Genomic DNA, 24,510 nt, shown 5'->3' on the forward strand with positions numbered 1-24,510 from the left:
GGTGTCCACCGCCACTCTCGATGCGCCTGCGGACAGCGACGCCATCACCCCGTTCACGGTGACGTTCATCATCCGGCGTTTCGACCCGGATGTCGACGAGGAGCCCCGCTGGCAGGACTTCGACGTCGAGATGTTCGCCACCGACCGCGTGCTCGACGCCCTGCACAAGATCAAATGGGAGCAGGACGGCTCGCTGACCTTCCGTCGTTCCTGCGCCCACGGCATCTGCGGCTCCGACGCGATGCGCATCAACGGCCGCAACCGGCTCGCGTGCAAGACCCTGATCAAGGATCTCGACATCTCCAAGCCGATCTACGTCGAGGCGATCAAGGGCCTGCCCCTCGAGAAGGACCTCATCGTCGACATGGAGCCGTTCTTCGCGAGCTACCGCGAGGTGCAGCCGTTCCTGCAGGCCAAGACCGAGCCGGAGCCCGGCAAGGAGCGCGTGCAGTCGGTCGCGCAGCGCGCGATCTTCGACGACACCACCAAGTGCATCCTGTGCGCCGCGTGCACCTCGTCGTGCCCGGTGTTCTGGACCGACGGCCAGTACTTCGGCCCGGCGGCGATCGTGAACGCGCACCGCTTCATCTTCGACTCGCGCGACGACGAGGCGAAGGTCCGCCTCGACATCCTGAACGACAAGGAGGGCGTGTGGCGCTGCCGCACGACCTTCAACTGCACCGAGGCGTGCCCCCGCGGCATCGAGGTCACCAAGGCCATCTCCGAGGTCAAGCAGGCCATCATGCGCGGCAAGCCCTGAGCTTCGCCCCGAACGGCCCGGCACGCGCTTCGCGTGCCGGGCCGTCCGCGTTTCCCCGGCGCCCGCCCCGCCGGTCGAGGAGGCGCGAAGCGCCGTCTCGAGACCCCCCGCCGGTCGAGGAGGCGCGAAGCGCCGTCTCGAGACCCCCCGCCGGTCGAGGAGGCGCGAAGCGCCGTCTCGAGACCCCAGAATGCGCGCGCCCCCTCAGTGCTTCGTCGTGTACCCCGCATCGATCGGCAGCGTCACGCCGGTGACGTAGCGCGCCTTGTCGGACACGAGCCAGGCGATCGCATTGCTGATGTCCTCCGCCGCGAGGGTGCGGGCGTGCGAGCGGCCCTGGCCGCGGCCGCCGCCGGTGATGACGACCGTTTTGCCGTCGAGTGATCCCATGGTGACTCCTTCGTCTTTCGGGTGGTGGATGCCGGGGTCAGCCGATGGCGTTGCCGGCGTCGACGGGGAACTCGATGCCGGTGACGTAGCGGGCTTCGTCGGAGGCGAGGAAGACGATCGCGTTGCTGAGGTCGACCGGGTCGATGAGGTTGATCGGGTACGGGTTCAGGCCGTGCGTGGCCTCGATGAAGTCTTCCTCGGTGGGGTTCTCGAGGTCGGGGCGGAAGACGCGGTATGTCGGCTCGTTGAAGGTCATGTCGGTTTTCACCGTGGTGGGGTGGATGGTGTTCACCCGGATGCGATCGGGTGCGAGTTCGAGCGCGAGGGTGCGCATGAGGCCGATGAGGCCGGTCTTCGCAGCGACGTAGTGGGCGACGTTCTGGGCGGCTTTCAGAGCGACGACGGAGCTCGTGATGGTGATGGATCCGCCGCCGCTCGCCCGCAGGTGCGGGGTGGCCGCTTTCGTGGTGTGCCAGACGCCGGTGAGGTTGATGTCGATCATGTCGCGCCAGGTCTGCTCGTCGAGCTGATCGGACGGGGCGAACCCGCTGACGATGCCGGCGTTGGCGCTGACGATGTCGAGCCGGCCGAGGGCGGCGACGCCTTCGTCGAGGGCGGCCTTCAGTCCCTCGTAGTCGCGGACGTCGGCCTGCTTGGCGATGATCCGCCGGTCGAGGGCCTCGACCTGCCGGACCGTCTCGGCCAGGTCCGCCTCCGTGCCCTGCGGGTACGGCGCGGTCGGGATGTCGCCGAGGATGTCGACGGTGATGATGTCGGCGCCCTCCTGGGCGAGCCGGACGGCATGGCTTCGTCCCTGCCCCTTCGCTCCGCCTGTGATGAATGCGACCTTGCCTTCGAGACGACCTGTCATGGTTCTGCGACCTTCCTCGCACACTGATCCGTACGGCTCATCGGCGCGCGGAGAGGTGAGGCGGTGCCGTCGGGTCTGTCTGATCGGGTCTCGTCCCACGCCCTCGCCGTCGAGGCCGTTCCACTGCTGTCAGGCTAATGGCACTCGGTGCCGAATGGAAGGGTCGGTCAGGCGCGACGACGGCGACGGGCGACGGCGAGCGCGGCGAGCCCTGCCAGCAGCAGGAGCATCACGGCGCTTCCCCACGGGCCCGCGTCGAACCCGGTCGACGGGATCGGACCCGGGGTGGGCCCGGGCGTGGGGCCGGGCGTCGGCCCCGGGGTCGGTGTGAACACGTTGACGACCGTGCACGTCACCGCCTGGCCGGGGGCGAGGCCGGAGAGCGTCGCCCGGCCGGCTCCGTGGTCGGTCACCTCCGGGTCCGGCCCGGGGCTGTCGCCCACGAGTTCGCACGTCCACTCCCACGGCGCGTAGCCCTTCGCGTCGAAGCCTTCTCGGGGGGCCTCGGCGAGGAGCACGTCGGCGGATGCGTCGATCTCGGTCGCGGCGACGGGGCCGGGCACGCGGTCGGGGTTGATCGCACCGCCGTCCGATTCGCCGGTGAGGATCCAGTCCTCTGCCGTCGCGGTGCCGCCGTCGATCGTCTTGCCGAGCGCGACGGTCGGCCGCTCTGCGGCGTTGGTGATCTCGCAGCGCACGACCTGACCGGGCTCGAGGCCTGCGACGCTCGCGGAGCCGTCGCCGAGATCCTCGACCGCGGGCGCCTCGCCCGGGCCGTCCTCGAGCGTGCACCGCCAGCTGCCCCGCTGCCAGTGCGCCTCGTCGAACCCCGGAGCGGCCGCTTCTTCGAGCTCGAAGCCCTCGCGCACCGGGACGATCGTCTCCGCGACATCACCCGGGCTGCCCAGCGGATTGATGACGGTCTCGCCGCCGATCGAACCGGTCATGACCCAGTCGTCCGCGGAGCCGGCCAGGTCGCCCTCGGTGTGCTTCACGAGGGTGACGAGCGGATCGATCGCCCGGTTCTCGGCATCGCAGCGCACCTGCTGGCCGACCGCGAGGGGTTGCAGGCTCGCCTCGCCGTCCGGACCGTTCACGACCACGGGCTCCGGCTCCTCCGGGCCCGCGACGACCTCGCAGGTCCAGCCGAGCCGTTCGAAGCCGGAGTCGTCGAAGCCCTCGATCGGCGCTTCGGAGAGCACGAATGCTTCCCCGTATCCGATCTCGGTCGCCGGGACCTCACCCGGTACGCCGTCGGGGTTCAGGACCGTGCCGTCGTCGCCCTCGCCCTGCAGGACCCAGTCCTCAGCGCCGATCTCGCCGTCGCCGGTGACGATCTTTCCGAGCGCGAGCGTCGGGCGGTCGGCGGTGTTCACGATCTCGCAGTCGACCTCCTGCCCGGGCGCGAGGCCGCTGAGCGTCGCCTGCCCAGGATCCCCCTGCGTCACGACCGGCGCCGGCTCTTCGGGGCCGTCGACGATCTCGCACACCCACTCGCCGCGGGCGTACGCCGAGTCGTCCCAGCCGTCGGGCACCTCGCTCAGGGCGAGTTCATCGCGCGCGTCGACCTCGGTCGCCGGGATGTCGCCCGGTTCGCCGGCGGGATTGACCTCGCTCGTGTCGCCGACCGCGTTCAGCACCCAGTCGTCTGCGGTGCGCGATCCGTCGCCGACGACGTCCTTCGTGAGCGACACGGTCGGCGGGATCGCCTCGTTCGTGATCGTGCACTGCACCTCCTGGCCCAGCGCGAGCGGCGCGAGCTCGGCGTCCTCCGAGATCTCCACGGGGGTCGGCGTCGGGGTCGATACGTCCACGCACTGCCACTCGCCGGCTTCGAAGCCGGAATCGTCGAAGCCGTCGATCGGCGTCTCGTCGAGCGCGTATCCGGTGTTCGTGTACACCTCGACGGCTTCGGTCCCGCCGTCCCCGCTCACCACGGGCGCCGGCGGATCGACGGTCTCGGTCGGGGTCGCCGACAGCGTCCAGTTCTCCGGAGCCGTCTCGGGGTCGCCGCCGACCTCCTTGAACAGCTGCAGGGTCGGCTGGATGGCGCGATTCACCATCGTGCAGCTCGCGCCTTCCCCGAACGTGAGCGAAATCTGAGCGCCCTCCGGAACGAACGGATCGTCCGGAGCCGCATCCCGGGTGCAGCGCCAGTCCGTTCCGTTCTCATATCCGGGCACGGAACCCGACTCACTGAGTTCGAAGTAGCCGGGGAGCACGCTTTGCCTCGCCACTCCTCCCGAGCCCGACAGGGTGTCCTGCGTGAACGGCGGGACGTAGGGAGTCCCGCTCTCGTGCGGCTGAACCGGCGACGTCCACTCGGCCTGCAGGGTCCATGCCTCGATTCCGACTTCCTCTTCCACGCCGTTCAGCTGAACGCGCTTGAGCAGTTCGAGTTGCGGTTTCAGAGAGTTTTCGGCACGGCATTTGGCCCACTGGCCGACACCGACCGTCGCACCGCCGTTCCGGCCGTCGAAGACATTCGTTCCCCACTCCGGATTCCCCTCGTCGTCCAGATGCGTTGCGAGCACGCACGCCCAGGAGCCGGTCGCACCGGCTTCGCGTGCCGGTTCCCATTGACCGGGCAGCGACGGATTCCAGTACTGCGCCCAATCCTCTTGGGTTTCGGGCGTCAGCCCCTGTTCGGCCAGCGCATACCGGATTCCGTGGGTGACTTCGGAGGTCACGCCGGTCGTCCCGTTCGGCCCGGGCTTGGCCGTTCCGTCGAGCGCGATGCTCTCGAGGTTCCAGTCGGTCTCCTGAACGGTTTCCGTCGAGCTCGCGAGGCGTTTCTCGAGGGTCAGCTGCGAGACGCAGGTGACGTAGTTCTGGACCACCACGTTGTTCACATACGGCTCGGGGCCGGAGCCGGTCGATTGAAGGTTCACCTCTTGCGGCAATTCCGGAGTCGTTTCCACGGTGCACATCGGTGGCAATCCGCCGATGGACTGATCGACCCACAGCGATCCCCCGGCGACCAGGTTTCCGTAGAGCTCACCGAAGTAGTGGGGCGCCGGGCCGATGCCGCTGTCCACGTCCGTGATGAGCAGGTCCGCCGCGAGGTTCGGCACCGGGAGCGCATCGTTCGGGCCGTACGGACCGTCGAACACGCCGGTGCCATCGAGGTCGAAGTACCACTCTTTGTCCACGCGCAGCTGCGCCGTGTCGACCAGGGCCTGATTGATGATCTCGCACGAGATCGTCCGCCCCTCCTGCGCCAGCACGGTGAACCCGGGCGCCTCGGGATCGTCGTCGATGTTCACGATCGGCAACGCCACGTCCGGAGCCATCGTGTCGATGCACCGGGCATGGTCGCCTTCCTGCTCGACGAGTTCGAAGTTCGAGGTGAGCGACTCGCGGATCGTCACCGAGTGGGTGGCTGCCGGCTGCAGGTCGAGCTCGAAGCTTCCGACTCCCGTCGCTCCGGTCTGCACCGATGCCGACGTCTCGAACGGCCCCTCGGAGTCGGCCGGTCGCACGATCGGATCCGGCGAGGTATCGGCGGACACCGTCCATCCCGACGCGGGGACCGGGTCTCCACCACCGAGAGGGATGACGGATTTCGTGACGTTCACGGTGCTCGAGCACCCGGACGCGGCGAGTTCTTGGAGGAACGCCGCGAGCTCACTGTAGTCGGGGACCTGGAACCAGTCGTCGTTCTCGACCGGCCCGGAGATCGCCTGCTTGTTCGCGGGGTCTCCCGAGAGTCCGTCTCCGATGCCGACCGCCTGGATCTTGACTCCTGCGGCCTTCAACTGGTTGGCGGAGGCGATTGCATGCTCGAGTTCGATGTACCTCGTCAGGTTGCCGGCACCGTCTCCGTCCAGCCCGTAGAGGGTGGGCATCCCGTCCGTGAGCATGATCGCCAGATCGAGCCCCTGGCCGGCCATGGCGTTCACCGCACGGATTCCGGCGTCCCAGTTCGTTCCGTTGTTGTCCGGCACCGTCAACCCGTTGATCTTCTGGAGGACGGTCGACACCCCGGAGGCCGTCGAGACGGACGTGAGCCCGAGATTCTGGTTCCCGGTGCCCGGCGAAGGAGATACCCGCCCGAAGGTGGTGATCGCGACGCGAGACGGTGTGCCGGTCAGGACATTGACGTATGCGGTCGCCGCGGACTTCAGGTATGCGAGCCCTCCTTGTCCGACCGAGGTCGACAGGTCGACGAGCAGGGCGACGTTCAGTCCGCACCGTGCCTCGAGCTGGGGATTGTCCCTCGCCGCGGGCATCGCCGTTCCGGAGCTCAACTGCCCTCGGTTGTTTCCGGCCGCGGTATTGATCGGGATGGTGTACGCCTGACCGTCGATGACTCCGCCGGTCTGGTAGGCGAACGGCGCCGTCCCGCCCGCCGATGTCGTCAGGGAGGGCAGCAGGCGATATCCGTCCGGCACGGCTGTCGGCACGACCACATACCCGTGATAGACACGGTTGTAGGCAGGGCCGCTCACGAGCGATCTCGCCGGCACATTCACGTTGCACATGCCGTCGTCACCCGTCGTGCAGCTGGCCACCACGCCGCCCGTGATCTCTCCCGTCGTATCCACCGCGTAGACGTCGGCCGACACGCCGCTGAGCGGTGCGATGCTCTCAGCGCCCTCGCGATCGCCGCCGACCTTGATCGTCAGGTTCGCGGCCCTCGGTGTGGGCGCACCCTCGCCCGGGCCGGGTACTGCGGCGGCGGGTGGTGCCGCAACCGGCGACGCGACGAATGCGCCGGCGAGCAGGCCGCCGACTGCTACCAGCGAGGCCGTGAGACGCCAGCGCCGGGTACGAGATCGAACGATCGCCATGACTCCCCCAGTCATGCCCGTGGTCCTCGGTTGGCGCCCAGCGGGCTACGCCGACCCTAGCAGCACAGTGGCTGTCGTGTCAGCCCTGACACGCGAGGGCCGTCGGCGGGAGAGGCGACCGGAGACACGGAACGGCCCGGGCCGAAGCCCGGGCCGTTCTCGGCGTCGCGCGGCCGGTTACGCCTCGGGCGTGCCCGTGACGCGGCGACGGCGGCTCAGGACGAAGGCGCTCGCACCGCTGCCGAGGGCGAGAAGCACCACGGCGAACCAGGCCCAGGGGCCGCCCGCGAAGCCGGTCGAGGCGAGGCCGGCCGGGTCGTCGGCTTCGGCCGGCAGGGCGATCGGGGCGCCGACGGCGATCGTCGTGGATCCCTCGGCGCACAGCGTCGCCTCGGCCGGAGGCAGGGCCGGATCGTACTCGGCCGCGCACGCCACCGCGGTGTTCGTGAGCGTCAGCAGTTCGAGCTTCGGGGCGACGGTGACGTCGAGCACGACCTCGGGTGCGGTGACCCCCCGTCCGAGGGGGCCGACGAGCGTGCACTCGACGACGCCGCCGAAGCCGGCCTCATCGGCGCCCGTGACCGCGCAGCCCTCCCAGCGGGGGAAGGCGGGCGCCTCGGCGGTGCTGATGCCGGTGACCTTCAGCTCCGCGGGGATCGCGTCGCTCAGCACGACCGGGGAGGCCGCGCCGAGGCCGGTGTTGCGCACCTTGAGGGCGTAGGAGAACTCGCCGCCGGGCTTGACGGCATCCACGCTCGCCGTCTTCGTCACCGAGATCGCCGAGTCGCGCTGCACCTCGCACGCCGGGGTGGCCTGCGGGTACGTCGCGGTGAACGACTGGCTCGGGTTCACCGTGATGGTGACGAGGAGCGGCTCGGTCGTGCTGGAGAAGGCGTAGCTCTCGAGCGAGGTGTCCTTGACGAGGTCTTCCCAGGCATCCACGATCGTGCCCTGGCCGACCACGTCGCCCTCGGCGGCGGGGCGCCAGCCCGGCCACGCGATGCCGACGCCGTTCTCATCGACGGCGGCGTAGGGCCACAGGACCCGGCCTGCCGAGGCCGGCACGGTCTTCGTCGCGGTGCGGCCGTCGGCCGTCGTCCAGGCGATCGTGGCCTCGGTCGGCTCTTCGGCGAGGTTCGAGGTCTCGATGCCGAAGTTCACCCACGGCACGTCGTTCTCGCACTGCACGAAGGCGTGCGCGTCGAGCTGCTTCTGCGGCGTCGTCTCGGTGCTCGTGTTGTTCGACTCGTCGACGTCGCCGGGGACGGAGACGACGGCGGTGTTCACGACGTCGGCGAAGTCGATGTCGCTCGCCTCACCGGAGCCCTCGCCGAGCGGGGCCGGTGCGGCCTCGACGACCGTCACGGGCACCCGGATCGTCACGACCGTGTGCGCGGTGTGCGTCGCCGAGCTCGTGAAGACGAGCTCGCGGTCGGTACCGGTGGACGCCCAGTCGGCGGCCGGCTCGAAGGCGATCGGGCGGGTCGGGTCGAGCGCGAGCTCGGCGGGCAGGCTGTCGGTGACGGTCACACCGGCGACGCTGCCGCCCTGCACGTTCGTCACCGTGAGCACGTAGTCGAAGCCGTCGCCGGCCTGGACCGCGCGGTCGTTCGCCCGGGCGAGATCGGCCTGCTTCGTGATCGCGAGGTCGAAGACCCGCTCGACCGTGTTCACGAGGCCGATGGATGCCGGCTCCCCGGCCGCGATCGTGACGGCATCGCCCACGACGGGTGCGGCCCACACGTACGACGGGTCGGCGAGCAGCGCCTCGGAGGGGGCCGCCTCGGAGATCTCGCACGTCGAGCCGACGGGGATCTCGCTGCTCAGCACGGTACTGCCCGTGCCGACCGGGAGCGAGCCGAGGAGCTCGCCCTCGATGTCGTCGCCGGTGCAGCGCCACGACACGGCGAAGTCGGTGCCGGAGTCGCTCGGCACGTAGCCTTCGGCGGCGCCCGCCAGAGTCTTGTCGACGGCAAGCGAGCCGAGCTCCGGCCCGAGGTCGACGGTCGTGTTGGTGACGACGACCGTCTTGGTCTTGTCGGCCGGGATCTTCACGGTGCCCTGCGCGTCGGCGTCGCCGCCGTAGGCCGGTGCGGCCCAGTCGAAGCGGGCGCCGAGGAGCGCGTCGTCGAGGGGCTGCTCGCCGACGGTGCAGACGGTGTTCGCCGGGATGCCGGTGATCGTCTCCGACGACTCGCCGGGGCCGAGGGCGACGGTGCCGGTGACGGCGCCGCACGCGTAGGCGATCTCGAAGGCGTCGCCGGTGCCGGTGTAGCCGGCACCGGCGTCGACGAGTTCCTTCTCGATGACGAGCGCTCCGCTGGCGGTGTATGCGTTCGTGACGGTACAGGCGATGGTGCCGGTGGCGCCCGGGTTGGTGAGCGTCAGGCTGCGACCCTTCTTGTCGACCTCGACGTCGATCGGGCCGGTCTCATCGGCGCATACGGCGCCCTGGAACTTCCAGTCCTTGCCGAGCTTCTCCTCGGTGATCGTCACCTGCTCGCCGGTGAGGATGCTGCCCGCGTAGGAGCGGCCCTCCTGCAGTTTGAAGGCCGACGCGTCGAACGCGGTGCCGGCGATCGTGCTCGTCGAGGCGAAGTCGAAGGTCTTCTGCGAGAAGCCGGGGTCGCCGACGACGGCCTTGGTGACGACGAGTTCGTTGGCCGCCTCGAACTTCGCGTAGAGGCAGGCCGTGGTCTTCTCGTTCTCGGGCGTCTTCCAGTCGGTGACGATGTCGTCGCCGGGCTTGGCCGGGCAGAGCCCGGCGGCGGTCTTCCCGTCCCGCTTCTCGCGTTCCACGTTCGAGAAGCCCGTGATGACGAGCTTGTAGTCGCGCCCGTCGATCTCCACGACGCGGTCGGAGACGGTGTTCAGGAACCGGAACTCGTCATCGACGCCGCCGTTGTTCCAGCGACCGGCGTCGTTCGGCGTCTCGTTCAGCCACCAGTCGAAGTCGAGCGGCGCCTCGGGCTCGTCCGCGAAGCGGTAGCTCAGGGTGCCGCCGAAGTAGTTGCTGGAGCCCTCGGTCGTGATCGGGCTGTTGTAGTGGGTGATCTGGCCGATCGGGAAGGCCGTGCCGGGCTCGGCGTCGATCTTCTCGACGGCGGGCCGCACGCCGATGACCGACTGCTTCATGTCGAGCGACTTCGGGCACGCGCGGTCACCGCTCGGGATGCCGTGCCCCGTGCGGGATTCACCGGATGCGCTCGCCCACGTCGTCTGCGCGTTCTGCGCGTCGCGAGGGTCGTAGGTGATGCAGTAGCCGTCCGTGGTGCCGCGGTTCGCGCTCGTCGCATCCGCCTTCCCGACATCGCCGCGGTGATCCGAGACGCGGGCCTCGACGGCCCCGAGCGACACGGACTCGGCGGCGGTCGCCGCGGCCGGCGCAGCCAGTGCCGCGGTCAAGCCGGCGCCGGCGATGAGGAGGCCGCTGAGGACGGCGGCGATGCCGCGCCTGAGGGAGCGGGAGGACGGACGGCGCCGAGGGCGCGACGGGGCAGGGGAAGGCATGCAGACACTCCAGACGGGTGCGCTCGGGGCAGCGCGAACAAGGGGGATCGGGTGGTCCGCGTCGAGTATGGCAGAGATGTGCACCCCCTGGGAAGAGGCACAACGTCCCCTGAAGAGGGGGCCTCGGGCGTTGACGCGGAGGAGGGGTGGATGCTCGTGCATCCACCCCTCCTCGCTGCGGGGCGAGGCGCCCCGCGCTCATGGCGCTACTCGATCGGCAGCCCGTCCCGCGTGCGGCGGCGCATCCCGACCACGACGACGATGCCGCCGAGGAGCAGGAGCAACCCGCCCGCCCAGAACCACGAGCCCCCGCCGAAGCCGGTGCCCGCAAGACCCGCCGGCTTCGTGCCGTGCAGCACGGTCACCACCGCGGTCGAGTCGTCGCAGAGGATCGGCTGCTGCGGGTTCAGGGGTACGGCACCGCTGACCGCGGCCCCGCTCTCGCCGTCGGGCATCTCGTTCCAGCAGATCTCACCGGTGTTCTCGATGCGCGTCGCCGAGCTCGACGGGTGCAGCGTGACCTCGAGCACGATGTCCGGGGCATCCGGCCGCGTGCCGCCGATCTGGCCGTTCAGCACGCAGTGCAGCACGCCGCCGTAGCCGGCCGAGTCGGTGCCGGTCACCGCGCAGTCGTCCCAACGCGGGAACGCGGGAGCCGGAGCCGTCGTGATCTCGTCGACCCGGAGGTCGGCGGGGATCTCGTCGAAGAGCTCCATGGCGGCCGTCGACCCGAGACCCGGGTTCGTCACCCGGAGCGTGTAATCGAACGAGCCGCCCGGCTTCACCCGATCGAGGCTCGCCGTCTTCACGATCTGCGGCGAGGCGTCGCGCTCGACCGCGCAGGCCGGCGTGGCCATCGGGTAGACCGCGAGCACCGACTGGCTCGGGTTGATCTCGAAGGTGATCGTCATCGGGTTCACCTGGTCGGCGAACGCGTAGCTCGGAAGCGCCGAGTCCTTGACCATGTTCTCCCACGAGGCCACGATCGTGCCCTCGCCGACGACGTCGCCCTCCTCGGCCAGGCGCCAGCCCGGCCAGGCGATCGAGATCCCGTCCTCGTTCACGGCGCCGTACGGCCAGATGGTGCGGCCGTCCCGCTCCTCCCACGGAACCGTCGTGACGATCGGCTCCGCATCCGGGTAGACCGTCGAGTCCGGCATCCAGGTGATCGTGATCTCACCCGGGGCGACCGCACCCGTCGTCATGACGTCGTAGTTCAGGTAGGGCACGTCGTTCTCGCACTGCACCCACGCGTTCGCCTCGATGGCCTTGGTCGGCACCTCGGCGTCGTCGCAGTTGTTGGTGAGAACCTCCTCGTAGGTGCCGGAGATGCGGTTCACGACCGCGCGCGGCCCCGGCTCCTCTTCCTCCTGCTGCGCAGGCGGCAGCGCCACGCAGGCCTCGTTGGCGAGGTTCACGGGCAGCTCGACCGGCGGCGCCTCCTCCGGGTTCTCCGGGATCGGACCGGCGGCGGGCGTGTCGACGACGACCGGGATCGTGATCGAGGCGAACGGCGATGCCGCGCTGCCGACCGGGATCGGGGCGAGCGTCGCGAACTCGAATGCGCGACCATCGGTCGTGACGGTCCAGACCGCCGAGTCGAGACCGTAGGCCTCCGGGATCTCCCACAGCGACGGGTCAAGGTCGAGCGAGAGGCCCTCGGCGAGGGTGTCGGTGACGACCGCGCCCTGGGCGACGGCCGGCCCGTTGTTCCAGACTCCGATGACCCAGTCGAAGGTGTCGCCGGCCTCGACGGAGGTGACCCCGTCGGGCAGGAGCGCCTGCTTCTCGACCTGGAGGTCGGCCGGCAGTTCGAGGTCCCGGTTCTCGATCACGCAGTCGATCACGGCACCGTAGCGGAGCACGGTGAGGATCTTCTGGTGGTCGTTCGGCGTGAAGACCTCGTCGAGCCGGAACGACTCGGGCCCGCCGCGGCTGGCCGTGCAGCTCCAGTTCTCGGCCACCTCGTAGCCGGTGACCTCGCTCGACTCGTCGAGCAGGAAGCCGACGTCCACGGGCAGGTCCCCGGCGGCGAACCCGGCGCCCGAGAAGTCCCCGGTGCCGTTCTCGCTCGAGCCGCTGACGATCCAGTCGCTCGGCTCGGCCGTGCCGCCGTGCGGGTTGTGGACCACCTTCGTGAGCGTCACCGTCTGCGTGCACTCGACCGTGTTGACGACGTCGATGACGTTCACCGCGCCGGTCAGCACGTGCTCGCCGAGGCCGTCGGCCGAGGTCAGCTCGCAGCCGGCGGGGATGAAGGTCTCCTCATCCACCTGCACGGTGCTCGCCGGCGCCCGCGGGCCGTCGACCTCGCCCCAGCCGATCGCAGCGCCGTCGAGGCTCGCCTCGGCGTCGAAGCCGAAGGGCAGCGCCGGGTCGTCCCAGGCGATCGGCTCGCCGCCGTCGATGACCCAGCTCTTCTGCAGCTCGACCGTGACGGGCACGTCGACGCAGCCCTCCGAGCTCCACTCGCCGCCGGCGACGACGACCGCGCCGTTCAGCAGGCCCTTTCCGCCCTCGCCCTCGCAGGAGAGCTCGGGGCCGGCGGCCTCCTCGTCGACCGCGAAGTCGATCGTGACGTGGAAGGTGTGGGTGGTGGATGCCGGCAGGCTCTGATCCTCGACGACGAGGTCGTCGGTGGATGCCGCGCCGTTCCAGCCCGGGTTCACCGTGACATCGCTGCTCGTGACCTCGCGGTCCGTGATCGTCACGTCGCCGCCGAAGTCGGGGGTGTCGTGCAGATCGTAGACGAGGCCCTGCGCGTCGGACGGGTTGTCGACGGTGATCGTGTACGAGACCGTCCAGCCGTCGCCGTCCTGCACCGCAGGGCCGTCGGCGGTCTTCTCGATCTCGGGCCGCACCGGAACATCGCAGCCCGTGTCGGACTGCTCGGTGCCGCCGACCGTCATGACGACCTCGTTCAGGAAGCCGACGTTCGGCGTGCCCTCGGTCGGTTCGCACGTCGTGGTCGACGGGTCCTCGAACGCGGCCGCGTCGACCTCGGCGACGACCGTCACCGTGTAGACGTGCACCTCGTCGACGCCGATCACCCGCGGCGTGGCCACGATCGTCTCGGTGGGCTCGGCGGCCGGATCGGCCCACTCGCCGGTGTCGCCCTCGCCGGACCATTCGGCCGAGACGAGGTCGACGGCGCCGCCGAAGCGGAGCGTGTCGTCGAGCGTGTACGTCGAGACGAACTCGGCGTTGCCGGTGACGGTGATCTCGTACACGGCGGTCCACTGCCCGTCGCCCGAGAGCTCGAGCGTCGGGTCGCCCTTGTCGACCGTCGGCGCCCCGCCCTCTTCGACCGGCGTGCAGTCGTCATCGTCGATGACGAGCTGGCCGCTGGTGAGTTCGGCGAGGTTGTAGAAGCCGTGACCCGGCTCCCCCGTGCACTCGTCGTCGTCGATGGTGCCGAACGGCACCTCGACGTTGATCGTCACCGTGTACACGTGCGTCTCGCCGGCGCCGATGCCCCGGTCGGAGACGATCGGGAACATGGCCGGCACCGGGGCGACGTCGGTCGCGATCGGCCCGGGGTTCGGCGAGACCTCTGCGACCGAGTAGTCGTTCAGCGTGACGCCGGCCGGGAAGCCCGGTTCGTCGTCGAGGTCGTAGAACACGGCCTTGCCGGACGAGTTGTCGACGGTGAGCGTGTAGCTCACGTCCCAGCTGCCGTCGGGCTGCTGGGCCGCCGTGCCGCCCGACTTCTCCACATCGGGCACGCTCGGCGTGTCGCACGCCTCGTCGCGCACCGTGGTGCCGCCGCTGGTGACCGCGCCCTCGTTGTTGAACGCGCCGGTCGCGCCCTGGCCGGGCGGCGGGCACATGCCCGTTCCGTCGGTCAGCCACGGGCCCGGTACGACGAGGCCGGTGACGGTGACGACGTAGCTCGCCGTCTGGCCCGCCCCGAGCACCGCGTTCTCGGCGAGCACGCCGCCGTTCCACGGGATGTCGGAGCCGTCGAGGGTGACCGCGAAGTCGCCGCCGGTGACGGCGTCGGCGAACAGCGGGGTGTCGGTCAGCGAGTAGATCGCCGTCGTCTCGCCGGTGTTCGTCACATCGACGCGGTACTGGATGCCCCAAGTGCCGTCGATCGCCTGCGACACCGATCCGGGCACGACCGTCTTGTCGATCGTGACGGCCGGCGGGATGACCGGCACGCAGGCGCTCGATTCGAGCTCCTGGTTGCCGCTCGTCACCGTCGCGGTGTTGTCGGCGCCGCCGGGGCAGCGCAGGGCGGGCGTGTCGGCGACGAGCCGCACGAGCACCTCGACCGTGTAGACGTGCGCGTCGAGGCCGGGCGTGCCGGCCAGGGCGATGTCGTCGGCGAGCAGGGTGTCGGGTGCGACGCCCGTCCAGCCGTCGACGAGGGCGACCCCCGGCGGCGGCGTGACGCTCGCCCCGAGGAGCTCGGCGCCTGCGGCGAGCCCGAGCTCGTCGTCGAGGTCGTAGACGACGCCCGTCGTGGCCGAGGGGTTCGTCACGGTGATCGTGTACGGCAGGGTCCAGGTGCCGTCGCCGTGGTCGACCGCGGTGCCCGCAGTCTTCAGCACGGTCGGTTCGACCGGCTCGGCGCACGCCTCGTCGTCGACGTCCTCGCCGTCGTAGCTGAGCGTCGCGGTGTTCAGGAAGCCGCTCGCTTCGCCCGGCACGCAGTGCAGCGTGTTCTCGGGGTCGGCGAAGGCGCCGGCATCCACTCGCGCGTTCACGCGCACCGTCCACGTCTCGCTCGAATCCGCCGCGAGGCTGCGATCCGTGGCGAGCTGCTGCGGGCCGGTGACCGGGTCGGCGAAGTCGTGGTCGGTGCCGCCCGGGTCGGTGTAGCTCGCCGCGAGCACCTCGATGTCGCCGCCGAAGTCGAGCAGGTCGACGAGGTCGTAGTCGATCGCGGTGAAGGTGCTCGGGTTCGTGGCCTCGATCGTGTAGTCGATCGTCCAGGTGCCGTCGGCGTTCGCCGTCGGCACGGCGACCGTCTTGTCGACGCTCGGCGTGATCGGCTTCAGCGTGTTCGTGACGACGCACTCGGCGGTCTGGGCGAGTTCGAGGGCCGGCAGCACGCCATCGGTGACGATGACGTCCTCCCCGTCGACGGTGCACGCCCAGGCGGCGTCGAATGCGGCATCCGCACCCGGCAGCTCCGTCGACTCGGCGAGCGCGGTCTCCACGCCCGCGGCGACGTCGGCCGGGCCGGCGTGGCCGTCGCCGGCGAGCACCTCGCTGCCGCCCTGCGTGGCGGTCAGGTGCCAGTCGGCCGGGTCGGCGACGCCCGCCGGCTCCACGACCTTCGTCAGTTCGAGGGTCGGCTGGATCGGCGTGTTCGTGAGCGTGCACTCGACCTCGGTGAGCGCCGTGAAGGTGATGAGGTCGCCGTTCTCGAGCGGCACCTCCTGCCCGTCGAGGGTGCAGACGATGCCGGTGAGCTCGTACTGCTCGTCCGCGCCGTTCAGGCCGACCTCGCTGATGCGGTAGACGGTGCCCGGCCGAACGAGGGCGCTTTCGCCGCTGGCCACCGATACCGACAGCTGATCGGCGATCTCGGGGTCGACGCCCTGGGCTTCGAGGGTCAGCAGCCAGTCGGAGACGTCCTGCTGGCCCGGGATCTCCTTGAACATCGTCACCGTTGCCGTCTGGTTCACGGCGGTGCAGGCGACGCGGTACCCGAGCGGCACGGTCACGCCGCCGTTGATTCCGTCGGCGAAGCCGGGGATCGTGTTGCCCTGGGCATCCACCTGCACGCAGTTCCAGCTGCCCGCCGACGGCGGCACCGGCTCGCCGCCCGGCAGGATCGACTGGCGGTAGTGCGGGTCGCCGTCCTCGGTGAGGGCGTAGCGGACGGCCGGCGTCACCGGGGCGGTGACGCCCGTCGTGCCGGCGGGGCCTGCGAGGGCCCCGTTCGGGCCGACGGAGTCCAGCTGCCACCCGGCCGGGTCGGCGGGGCCGCCCTGCACCGTCTTCTTCAGCGTGAGCTCGGCGGTGCACTCGACCGTGTTCGTCAGGGTGAAGGAGTTCAGACCCGCGGCGAGCGCGGGCTCGTACGGCAGCGCCTCGTCGAGGGGCTGGCCGTTACCGAGGGTCACGGCGCTGTCGGTGACGCGGCAGAGGTCGCGGCCGGTGATCGTCGTGGTCTCGTCGATCTCGACGGTGTCGCCGGCGCTGAAGCCGGTCTGCGTGACCCCCCACGGCGCGTTCGCGTCGTCGAGGCGCAGCTGCGCGGACAGGCCGGAGGGCTGATTGCCGTTCGCGAAGGCCGTGCCGTTGACGATCCAGCGCTTGACCACGTTCACGCTCGCCGCCGGGTTCGGGGGCCGGTTGTAGACGATGCAGCTGACCGACTGGGTAGCCGGCAGGTCGACCGAGAAGGCGAAGGGATCGTTCGGATCGTTCGTGACGTCCACGGATGCCCCGGTGCCGATGTTCGTGCAGACGGCGCGCTTGCCGCCCTGGGTGACGATGTCGTAGCCGGTCTGCTCGGTCTCGGTGACGGTGAGGTTGCCCGAGGAGGGGCCGTCGAAGACGAGCGGGAAGTTCACGGCACCGGTGCCGGGGGCCGTGGTGCCCGACTGCGTGGCCGGGGTGACGCCTGCGGTGTTGGATGCCGCGGTGAACTCCCAGCCGCCGGTCGGCGTGGCGCCGGTGATGTCTTCGCCGGTGGTGCCCTGGTCGACGACCTGCTTGACGATCGAGATCGAACCCTCGCAGGCGCCGAGGGCGAGTTCGCGCAGCTGCTCGCCGGCGGCCTCGTAGTCCTCGGTCTGGAAGTAGTCGTCGCCGAGCACGGGGCCCGAGATCGCGATGAGGTTCTCGGGGTCGCCGCCGACGCCGTCGCCGACGCCGAAGGCGACGACCTTCGTGCCCTTGGCCTTCACCGCGTTGGCGGAGAAAATGCCGTTCTCGACCTCGCGGAAGCGGGTGCGGTTGCCCGGGCCCTCGTCGTCGGCGTACACGGTCGGGTTGCCGTCGGTGATTACGAGCGCGATGTCGTAGAGGGTGCTCGTCGAGGCGATCTGCGCGAGGCCCTGGTCCCAGTTGGTCGCGCCGACCGGGGTGGTGAAGTCGTCGATGTGGTCGCGCACGATGTCGGCGCCGGCTTCGGTGGAGACCGGCGTGATGCCGAGGGTTCCGCCGGCGCTGGCGGGTGCCGTCGTCGCGAAGGTGTACACGCCGACCTGCGAGGGCGTGCCCTCGAGGGCGTCGACGAAGCCCGTGGCCGCGTCCTGCAGGTCGCCGAAGCTCGGGGCGACCGAGCCGGAGAGGTCGATGACGAGGGCGATGTCGATGCCGCACTGCTGGGGAACGGCGGGGTTGTTCCGCGAGTTCTGCCAGATGCCGCCGGAGGCGACGTTGTTGCTGTTGCCCGAGGCGATCATGAAGTTCGCCTGCGAGGAGTAGGTCTGGCCGGCGCGGAGCTGGTCGCCGGTGCGGAAGGTGTACTCATCGGCGCTCGGGGTGGTACCGACGGCGAGTTCGTCGTTCGTGAAGTAGCCGGGGGCGCCGCCGGTCTGCACGACCCAGAACTGGTCGTCGCGGTTGCTGCCGCCGAACTGGGTATTCGGCACGATGAAGCTGCAGTCGCCCTGGGCGTCGGAGGTGCAGACCGACCACGGCTGGCCGACCGGGTTCGACGGCCCGCCGTTGCCGCCGTTGTAGAGGGTCAGCTGTACGCCTGCGAGGGGCGCGATGGCGCTCGGTGCGGTGCGGTCGCCGCCGACCTTGACGGTGATGACCGCGTTGTTGCCGGTGGCCGGCGGCACGCTCAGGATGCCGATGCCCGCGTCGCGACTCTGCTTCGCGGGGGTCTCGGTCGCGTCGGCGGGGGCCTCGCCGCCGTCGGCGGGCACCTCCTCCGCCGGCGTCTCCTCGGCCGGGAGCTCGTCGGCCGGTGCATCCTCGGCGGGCGGTTCGCCCGTCGGGTCGGCGGCGGGTTCGCCGGATGCGGGTGCGTCGTCGGCGTCCTCGCCCGCGGCATCCGTCGCCGGTGTCTCGCTCGCCTCCTGCACGGCCGCCTCGTTCTGGGCGAGCAGCGCGGCCACGTCCTGAGCGGCGTCGGGGTCGGCCTCGCCGGCGTTGGCGGCGGTCGGCAGCCCGACGACGAGCAGGGCTCCGGCGGCGAGCACGGCGATCGCCGACCTGAATCGGCGCCGGGACGGCTGTTCTGCTCCGAAGACCGTGGTTCGCTCTGAGGTTCGAGACCTGCGCATTGATGACCCTTTGCTCTTCGCCGAGACGGCGGGCGGATGCACTGCAGAGGGTTCCGACGGCGGACCCCCGGCTCGAATGCTGACAGAGGGCCGAATACGGGCGGAAGGATGCCGCTGGCACCAAAACGGGGGTCATCTGTGAGCGTTCCTCGCATTCACGCGGGACTTCGCGTCCCCCATACGGTAACGATTCGATAACGGCAGTGTGATGCGTCCCCCGTTCGGGAGGCACGCGCCGGGGCATCCGCACACCGACGCGCGCACCGGCGCCCCGTACGCTGGTCGGGTGGGGGATCGCACGCGCCGGCAGGACGACGCGCCGGCCGACCGGCCGGCCGACACCGCCGACGTGCCCCTGCGCGAGCGCCTCGAAGAGCCCATCCGCCGCGTCTCCGAGCTCACCGACCGCACCCTCGCCTGGTTCCCCGTGCGCGTCTGGCGGCACTTCCTCGCCCGCAACGGGTTCCTCCTGGCCGCCGGCATGAGCTATCAGGCGATCTTCGCCGTGCTCGCCGGCATCTACGTCGCCTTCGCGATCGCCGGCATCTGGCTCTTCGGCAACGAACTCGCCTACAACGCCTTCGTCGAGATCGTGAACTCCTACGCCCCCGGGGTCATCGGCGACAACGGCATCGTCGACGAGAGCCAGCTCGAGAACCTCGCGAACTCCGGCGTCAGCCTCTTCGGCTGGACCGGTGCGGCAGCCCTCGCCGGCGTCATCTGGACGGCCATCGGCTACATCACCTATTCGCGCACGGCCGTGCGCAGCGCCTTCGACCTCGCCAAGGACGACCGCAACTACTTCCTGCTGAAGACGCGCGACCTGCTCGCCGGCCTCGCGTTCGGCGCCTCGCTGCTGGTGGCCGCCCTCCTGTCGGTCGCGACCACGTCGCTGCTGAAATGGCTCTTCGGGCTCATCGGCATCGACGACGGCACCTGGCTCACGGTGCTCGTGCGGGCCGGCGGCCTCGTCATCGTCTTCGCGATCGACACGATCGCCCTCGCCGTGCTCTACCGCTTCCTCTCGGGCGCGGCCGTGCCCTGGCACCGGCTCTGGACGGGCTCGCTCATCGGCGGCCTCGCCCTCGCCCTGCTGCAGCTGGCCGCGAACCTCCTGCTGACGCTCGCCACCCGCAGCCCCCTCTACGCGACCTTCGCCGCCTTCGCGGTCTTCCTCGGCCTGCTGCTCTGGTTCCGTTTCACGAACATCGTGATCCTCGTCGCCGCGTCCTGGATCGCCGTCGAGGCCCGCGACCGCGGCGAGACGCTGCGGCGGGTCACGCCCGAGCAGCTCGAGGCGGAACAGCACGCCGCCGAGCAGCGGGCCCTCGTGCTCGCCGCCCGGGTGCGGGTGCGCGAGGCGCAGGCCGAGCTCGATTCCGCCGGGTGGATGCGCCGGCCGGCCGCCAAGCGCCGGCTGAAGGCCGCCGAGGAGGAGCTCGCGGAGGCCGAGGCCGGCTGACGCGGCAGCCTTCGGCAGGAGCCTCTGCGAACCCCATTCGGGGCGCTTTCCTCTCGAGAATCACGACCGTCTGCTACGTTCTCGGCACGGCACAGAACCAAAGGAGGAAGCTGTGAGATACCGCAGGTTCGAGACCTGCTCCTCCTCTATGGCCTTCAGCGGAAACACCGCCTACTACAACGTCAGGTAGGCATGACTTGGGGGCCGCCGCGTGACTCCGGCCGCCCACAAGTCCCGACCCGGAGGTGAATAATGCACTTTGCTCCCAGACATGTAATCGCTGCCTCCGTCGGGAGTATGAGCATGATTCTGCTCGCTCTGACGGCTTGTACGAACCCCGATCCCAAGCCGGTCTTCGAGGGGGCATGGGCGCAGGAGTTCGCGGACCACTACGCGGACGCGCAGGACGACTTCGCGCGAGAGGTTCTCGAAGACGGGGTCGTGTCGGATCAGGAGCGCTCAGAGATGATTTCACGCTTCAAAGAATGTGCGGGCGCCCGCGGCATCACGATCGATTATCATCTCGATGGCACATTCGAGACGAACATTCCAGCGGGCCTCGGCCCAGACGGTGCCCATGAAACAATCTCATCGTGCAGCGAATCGTCGGGTGAAGATCTCATCGGCTCGCTTTATTCCCAGATACTGACGAACCCTGACAATTTAGACGAGAATCAGCTTATCGCGGATTGCATGGTAGAACGCGGGGCAGTACCCGCAGGGTACCGTGGAGAAGAATACGTCGAAGACGGATTTGATGGCGAATACCCGTACAGCATTGGGGAAGCAAAGGGCGAAGAGATCAGGCATGAGTGCGACCGAGACCCTCTGGGCCTGATCCCCGAATAGTGCACAGAATATGCAAACTGCACGCACCGTTCTCCACCTGCAAGGCCATATTCGAGCGAAAAAGCTGGGACTGTTCTCTATTGTCGCCCTGCTCAGCGCAGTCGTGGGGGCGGCTGCCGCGACCGCATGGCTCGCTCCCGATACTCCGAGGGATCTCGGCACCCCCGCGCCCATCGGAACCGCTCCGGTCACGATGCGTTCGTTCGACGATGCCCGTCCGGTCGAGATCGCGTTCACCATCGACGAGCCCGTTCCGATCGTCTCGCCGGCCAGCGGGACCATCACCGGCACGAACTGTGCCGCCGGGGTAGCGCTGCGTTCCGGCGCATCGGATTTCCAGGTGAACGGCACGCCGATCGTCAATCTCGCGACTGAAGTCCCGCTTTGGCGGGATCTGCGTATCGGCGACTCCGGTGAAGACGTCCTCGCACTGCAGGAAGAACTGGCCCGACTCGTCGGCGGAGTCACCGCAGACGGGGTGCTCGGCAGCGGCTCGATCGCAGCCTTCGACGAGCTTCGCCCGGCGCACGTGCCCGCTTCGACCGAACCCGTCATCGCAGTCGGCGAGGTCCTCTGGCTGCCCGCCGATTCGACCCTCGTCACATCGTGCGCCGTGCCGCTCGGCGCTTCCGTCGAGGCGGGGGCACGGCTCGTCGAGGTCGCCGGTGCGCCGGCGCAGGCCGCTCTCACGGCAATACCCGAGCGGCTCATCGATGGGGAGCGGAAGCTGCTGATCGGCGATGTCGTCGTCCCGCTCGATGACGCCGGCGTTGTGGGCGCAGAGGCGGACCGTGCCGCACTCGCGGACACTCCGGTCGTGCGATCCGCTCTTGCCTCGGACCCTCCGCAAACGGTCTCGGGCGAGCTCTCGCTCCTCGAGCCGATCGAAGTCGGCGCTGTGCCGCCCTCCGCTCTGTACCGGGTGGATGGCGACGACGCCTGTGTATTGGTCGACGGTGCACCGATTCCCGTCCGTATCATCGGATCTCAGCTCGGCGAGACCTTCGTGGAGTTCCCATCCACCCCGCCGGAGGCGGTTGCGCTGGCCCCCGGCCGAGGAGCCTCGGAATGCCGGTGAGTCTCGAAGGTCTCGGTCACCGCTTCGCAGGGCGGCCATGGCTGTTCACGGGCGTCACGAGAAAGTTGCTGCCTGGGCAGGTCTACGCCCTGACCGGGCCGTCGGGCTCCGGAAAGAGCACGCTCCTCGGCATGCTCGCCGGCTGGATCGAGCCGACCGCGGGGCGTATCACCCGCTCCGGCATCCGAGCGACGAAGTGGGTGTTCCAGAACCCCCACGGTGCGCCGGGTCGCTCCGCGTCCGACCTCGTCGCGTTCCCGCTGCTCGCCTGCGGCGCACAGCCCGACGATGCGGATCGCGCCGCAAGCGACCTCCTGGATCGCTTCAACCTCTCCTCCGTCAAGACCCACGAGTTCCGCTCTCTCTCGGGCGGAGAAGCGCAGCGGCTCATGCTCGCCAGAGCCGTCGCCTCTGCCCCCGACCTCCTCCTCATCGACGAGCCGACGGCGCAACTGGATGCCACGACGGCCGCGACGGTCAACAGCGTCATCGGCGAACTCGGCGGCGACGGCATGATCGTCGTCGTGGCGACCCACGACGAACGAACGCGCGACGCATGTTCCGCGGTGATCGATCTGGCGCTGTTCGCCGAGAGCCCCGCCGGCTGATGCGCATCGCCTCGCTGCTGAGAGAGGTCGCCCGCAACGTCGGCAGCGGCACCTCGCAGGCCCTCACCCTCTTCCTCGTGAGCGCCCTCACCGGAACACTGCTCGTCGCGGCCGACACCTTCACCGTGCGCGGCCTGATCGCCGAAGCCGACGCGTTCCGCGACCGCGGCGCGGCCATCATGACGATCACGGCACCCGGCGCCGTCGACGGCCGGAGCTGCGCGTCGCTGCGAGATGCCGAGGGCGTCCTCGCCGCAGGCGCGATCCGAGCTCGGAACGACGATCTGCGGCTGTCGGTCCTCCCCTCGATACCCGTGTCCGCCTATGAGGTGACGACGGGCTTCCCGACGCTGCTCGCCCCCGAGCCGGAAGCGATTCCGAGCGGCGTGCTTCTCGCGTCGGAGGTGGCGGAACAGATCGGTGTCATGCCGGGTGATGCGATCTCGACGCAAGAGGGCCCGGTCGAACTGGCCGCCGTCTACGCATACCCGAGCGATGGGCGCCGAGGGGGCCTGAACTGGGCCGTGCTCGCCCCCGTGCCGCAGGACGGCGTCTTCGACGAATGCTGGGCGTCCACGTGGCCGCCGAAAGACGGGCTCTCGACGCTTCTCAACGCGACGATCGTCGCAGGCGCCCCTCAGGACGACGGGCCCCAGATCTCTCAGCTCAACACCACGCTCGGCGTGCATTTCAACGTGCCGGAGCGGTACGCGTCGCGTCTGACCCGGTACGTGCCGCTCGTCGCGGTGCTCGGTGCGCTCGCACTCGGATGGATCGCCATTCGCCGAAGACGACTCGGAATCGCCTCCGACATGCATGCCGGGCTGACCCGAAGCGACGCCGTCACGCAGATGCTGCTCGAAGCATCGAGTTGGGCCATCCCGGCGGGTGCATTCTGCGTGTCGGCAGCCGCGCTCTTCGCCGCCGGCCTGCACGTCGACGAGCTGGCCGCCGCACTGACGAACGCCCTGCGCGTCGCGGTGGCCCTGACCGGGGGCGCACTCCTCGGCACACTGCTCGGCACGCTGGCCGTTCGCGAACGGCACCTCTTCGCATACTTCAAGGATCGACAATGAGGCGTGGCTCGGTGGATGCCGCGGCCCGGCCGATCCCGGCCCGCATCCGTGTCGGCGGCACGTTCTAGACTCGACGCATGCCCGCCGCCCTCCGCATCGCCTCCGTCAACGTCAACGGCGTCCGCGCCGCGTTCCGCAAGGGCATGGGCGAGTGGCTCGACGGGCGCGGCGTCGACATCCTCGCCCTGCAGGAGGTGCGGGCATCCACCGACGACCTCGTCGGCCTCCTCGGCGAGGAGTGGGACGTGCTGCACGATCCGGCGACGGCGAAGGGGCGCGCCGGGGTGGCCATCGCCAGCCGCAACCGGGCCTCGATCCACCGCGTCGACCTCGGCCCCGACGACTTCGACTCCGCCGGCCGCTGGCTCGAAGCCGACTACGAGGTCGGCGGCCGCATCGTGACGGTCGTGTCCGCCTACGTGCACTCGGGCGAGGTCGACACCCCCAAGCAGGTCGAGAAATACAGGTTCCTCGACGCCATGCAGGAGCGGCTGCCGAAGCTCGCCGAGCACTCCGAGCTCGCCCTCGTCGTCGGCGACCTGAACGTCGGCCACCGCACCCTCGACATCAAGAACTGGAAGGGCAACGTCAAGCGCGCCGGCTTCCTGCCGACCGAACGCGCCTACTTCGACCGCTTCATCGGCGCAGAAGACGAGCCCGACTACAACCGCGGCGCCGGCCTCGGCTGGGTGGACGTCGGCCGCCGCACCGCCGGCGAAGTGCCCGGCCCCTACACCTGGTGGTCGCAGCGCGGCCGCGCCTTCGACACCGACACCGGCTGGCGCATCGACTACCACCTCGCCACCCCGGCCCTCGCCGACACCGTGCAGTCCTACGTGATCGACCGGGCCCAGGCCTACGACCAGCGATGGTCCGACCACGCCCCCGTCGTCGTCGATTACGCCATCTGAA

At 69.9% G+C, this 24,510-nt stretch carries 12 protein-coding genes; 7 read left to right on the forward strand and 5 right to left on the reverse strand.

The features are described from left to right. Position 1 precedes the first annotated feature (1 nt). A complete protein-coding gene (locus G127AT_RS03600) occupies positions 2–760 on the forward strand; it encodes a succinate dehydrogenase iron-sulfur subunit (RefSeq protein WP_210899934.1) in 759 nt (252 codons plus the stop codon). A 204-nt stretch (positions 761–964) separates the two neighbouring features. On the opposite strand, the gene G127AT_RS16230 is transcribed toward G127AT_RS03600, so the two are convergent. From G127AT_RS16230 to G127AT_RS03625, 5 genes are all read right to left on the reverse strand, one after another. Beyond that, entirely contained in the window at positions 965–1,150 is a 186-nt protein-coding gene (locus tag G127AT_RS16230) for an SDR family oxidoreductase (protein ID WP_210899937.1), read from the reverse strand. A gap of 37 nt (positions 1,151–1,187) precedes the next feature. Further along, positions 1,188–2,021, reverse strand: a complete 834-nt coding sequence (locus G127AT_RS03610; RefSeq protein ID WP_210899941.1) for a mycofactocin-coupled SDR family oxidoreductase — start codon at positions 2,019–2,021, stop codon at positions 1,188–1,190. Between the two features lie 167 nt (positions 2,022–2,188). Next, positions 2,189–6,829, reverse strand: coding sequence for a VWA domain-containing protein (locus G127AT_RS03615; protein ID WP_210899944.1), 4,641 nt, complete (start codon positions 6,827–6,829; stop codon positions 2,189–2,191). Positions 6,830–6,991: 162 nt separating this feature from the next. Next, positions 6,992–10,324 (reverse strand): DUF5979 domain-containing protein, encoded by a 3,333-nt coding sequence (locus G127AT_RS03620; RefSeq protein ID WP_210899946.1) that lies wholly within the window; start codon positions 10,322–10,324, stop codon positions 6,992–6,994. 206 nt (positions 10,325–10,530) lie between these two features. Beyond that, complete coding sequence (locus G127AT_RS03625; RefSeq protein WP_210899949.1) at positions 10,531–18,441, reverse strand: DUF11 domain-containing protein; 7,911 nt, start codon at positions 18,439–18,441, stop codon at positions 10,531–10,533. Between the two features lie 370 nt (positions 18,442–18,811). Between G127AT_RS03625 and G127AT_RS03630 the strand changes: the two genes are divergently transcribed. From G127AT_RS03630 to G127AT_RS03655, 6 genes are all read left to right on the forward strand, one after another. Then, on the forward strand, positions 18,812–19,987 hold the full coding sequence (locus G127AT_RS03630) for a YihY/virulence factor BrkB family protein (RefSeq protein ID WP_244857720.1): 1,176 nt from the start codon (positions 18,812–18,814) through the stop codon (positions 19,985–19,987). A 303-nt stretch (positions 19,988–20,290) separates the two neighbouring features. Continuing rightward, positions 20,291–20,836 carry a hypothetical protein gene (locus tag G127AT_RS03635; protein ID WP_210899952.1) on the forward strand — a complete coding sequence of 182 codons (546 nt, stop codon included), beginning with the start codon at positions 20,291–20,293 and terminating at the stop codon, positions 20,834–20,836. Between the two features lie 193 nt (positions 20,837–21,029). Further along, positions 21,030–21,914 (forward strand): peptidoglycan-binding domain-containing protein, encoded by an 885-nt coding sequence (locus G127AT_RS03640; RefSeq protein ID WP_210899955.1) that lies wholly within the window; start codon positions 21,030–21,032, stop codon positions 21,912–21,914. Continuing rightward, entirely contained in the window at positions 21,905–22,522 is a 618-nt protein-coding gene (locus tag G127AT_RS03645; protein WP_210899958.1) for an ATP-binding cassette domain-containing protein, read from the forward strand. Before G127AT_RS03640 ends, G127AT_RS03645 begins: the two co-directional genes overlap by 10 nt. Further along, positions 22,522–23,598 carry a hypothetical protein gene (locus G127AT_RS03650; protein WP_210899962.1) on the forward strand — a complete coding sequence of 359 codons (1,077 nt, stop codon included), beginning with the start codon at positions 22,522–22,524 and terminating at the stop codon, positions 23,596–23,598. The genes G127AT_RS03645 and G127AT_RS03650 overlap by 1 nt, the downstream gene beginning before the upstream one ends. A gap of 77 nt (positions 23,599–23,675) precedes the next feature. After that, complete coding sequence (locus G127AT_RS03655) at positions 23,676–24,509, forward strand: exodeoxyribonuclease III (RefSeq protein WP_210899965.1); 834 nt, start codon at positions 23,676–23,678, stop codon at positions 24,507–24,509. Position 24,510: the final 1 nt, after the last annotated feature.

Source organism: Agromyces archimandritae (genome assembly GCF_018024495.1).
GTDB lineage: Bacteria > Actinomycetota > Actinomycetes > Actinomycetales > Microbacteriaceae > Agromyces > Agromyces archimandritae.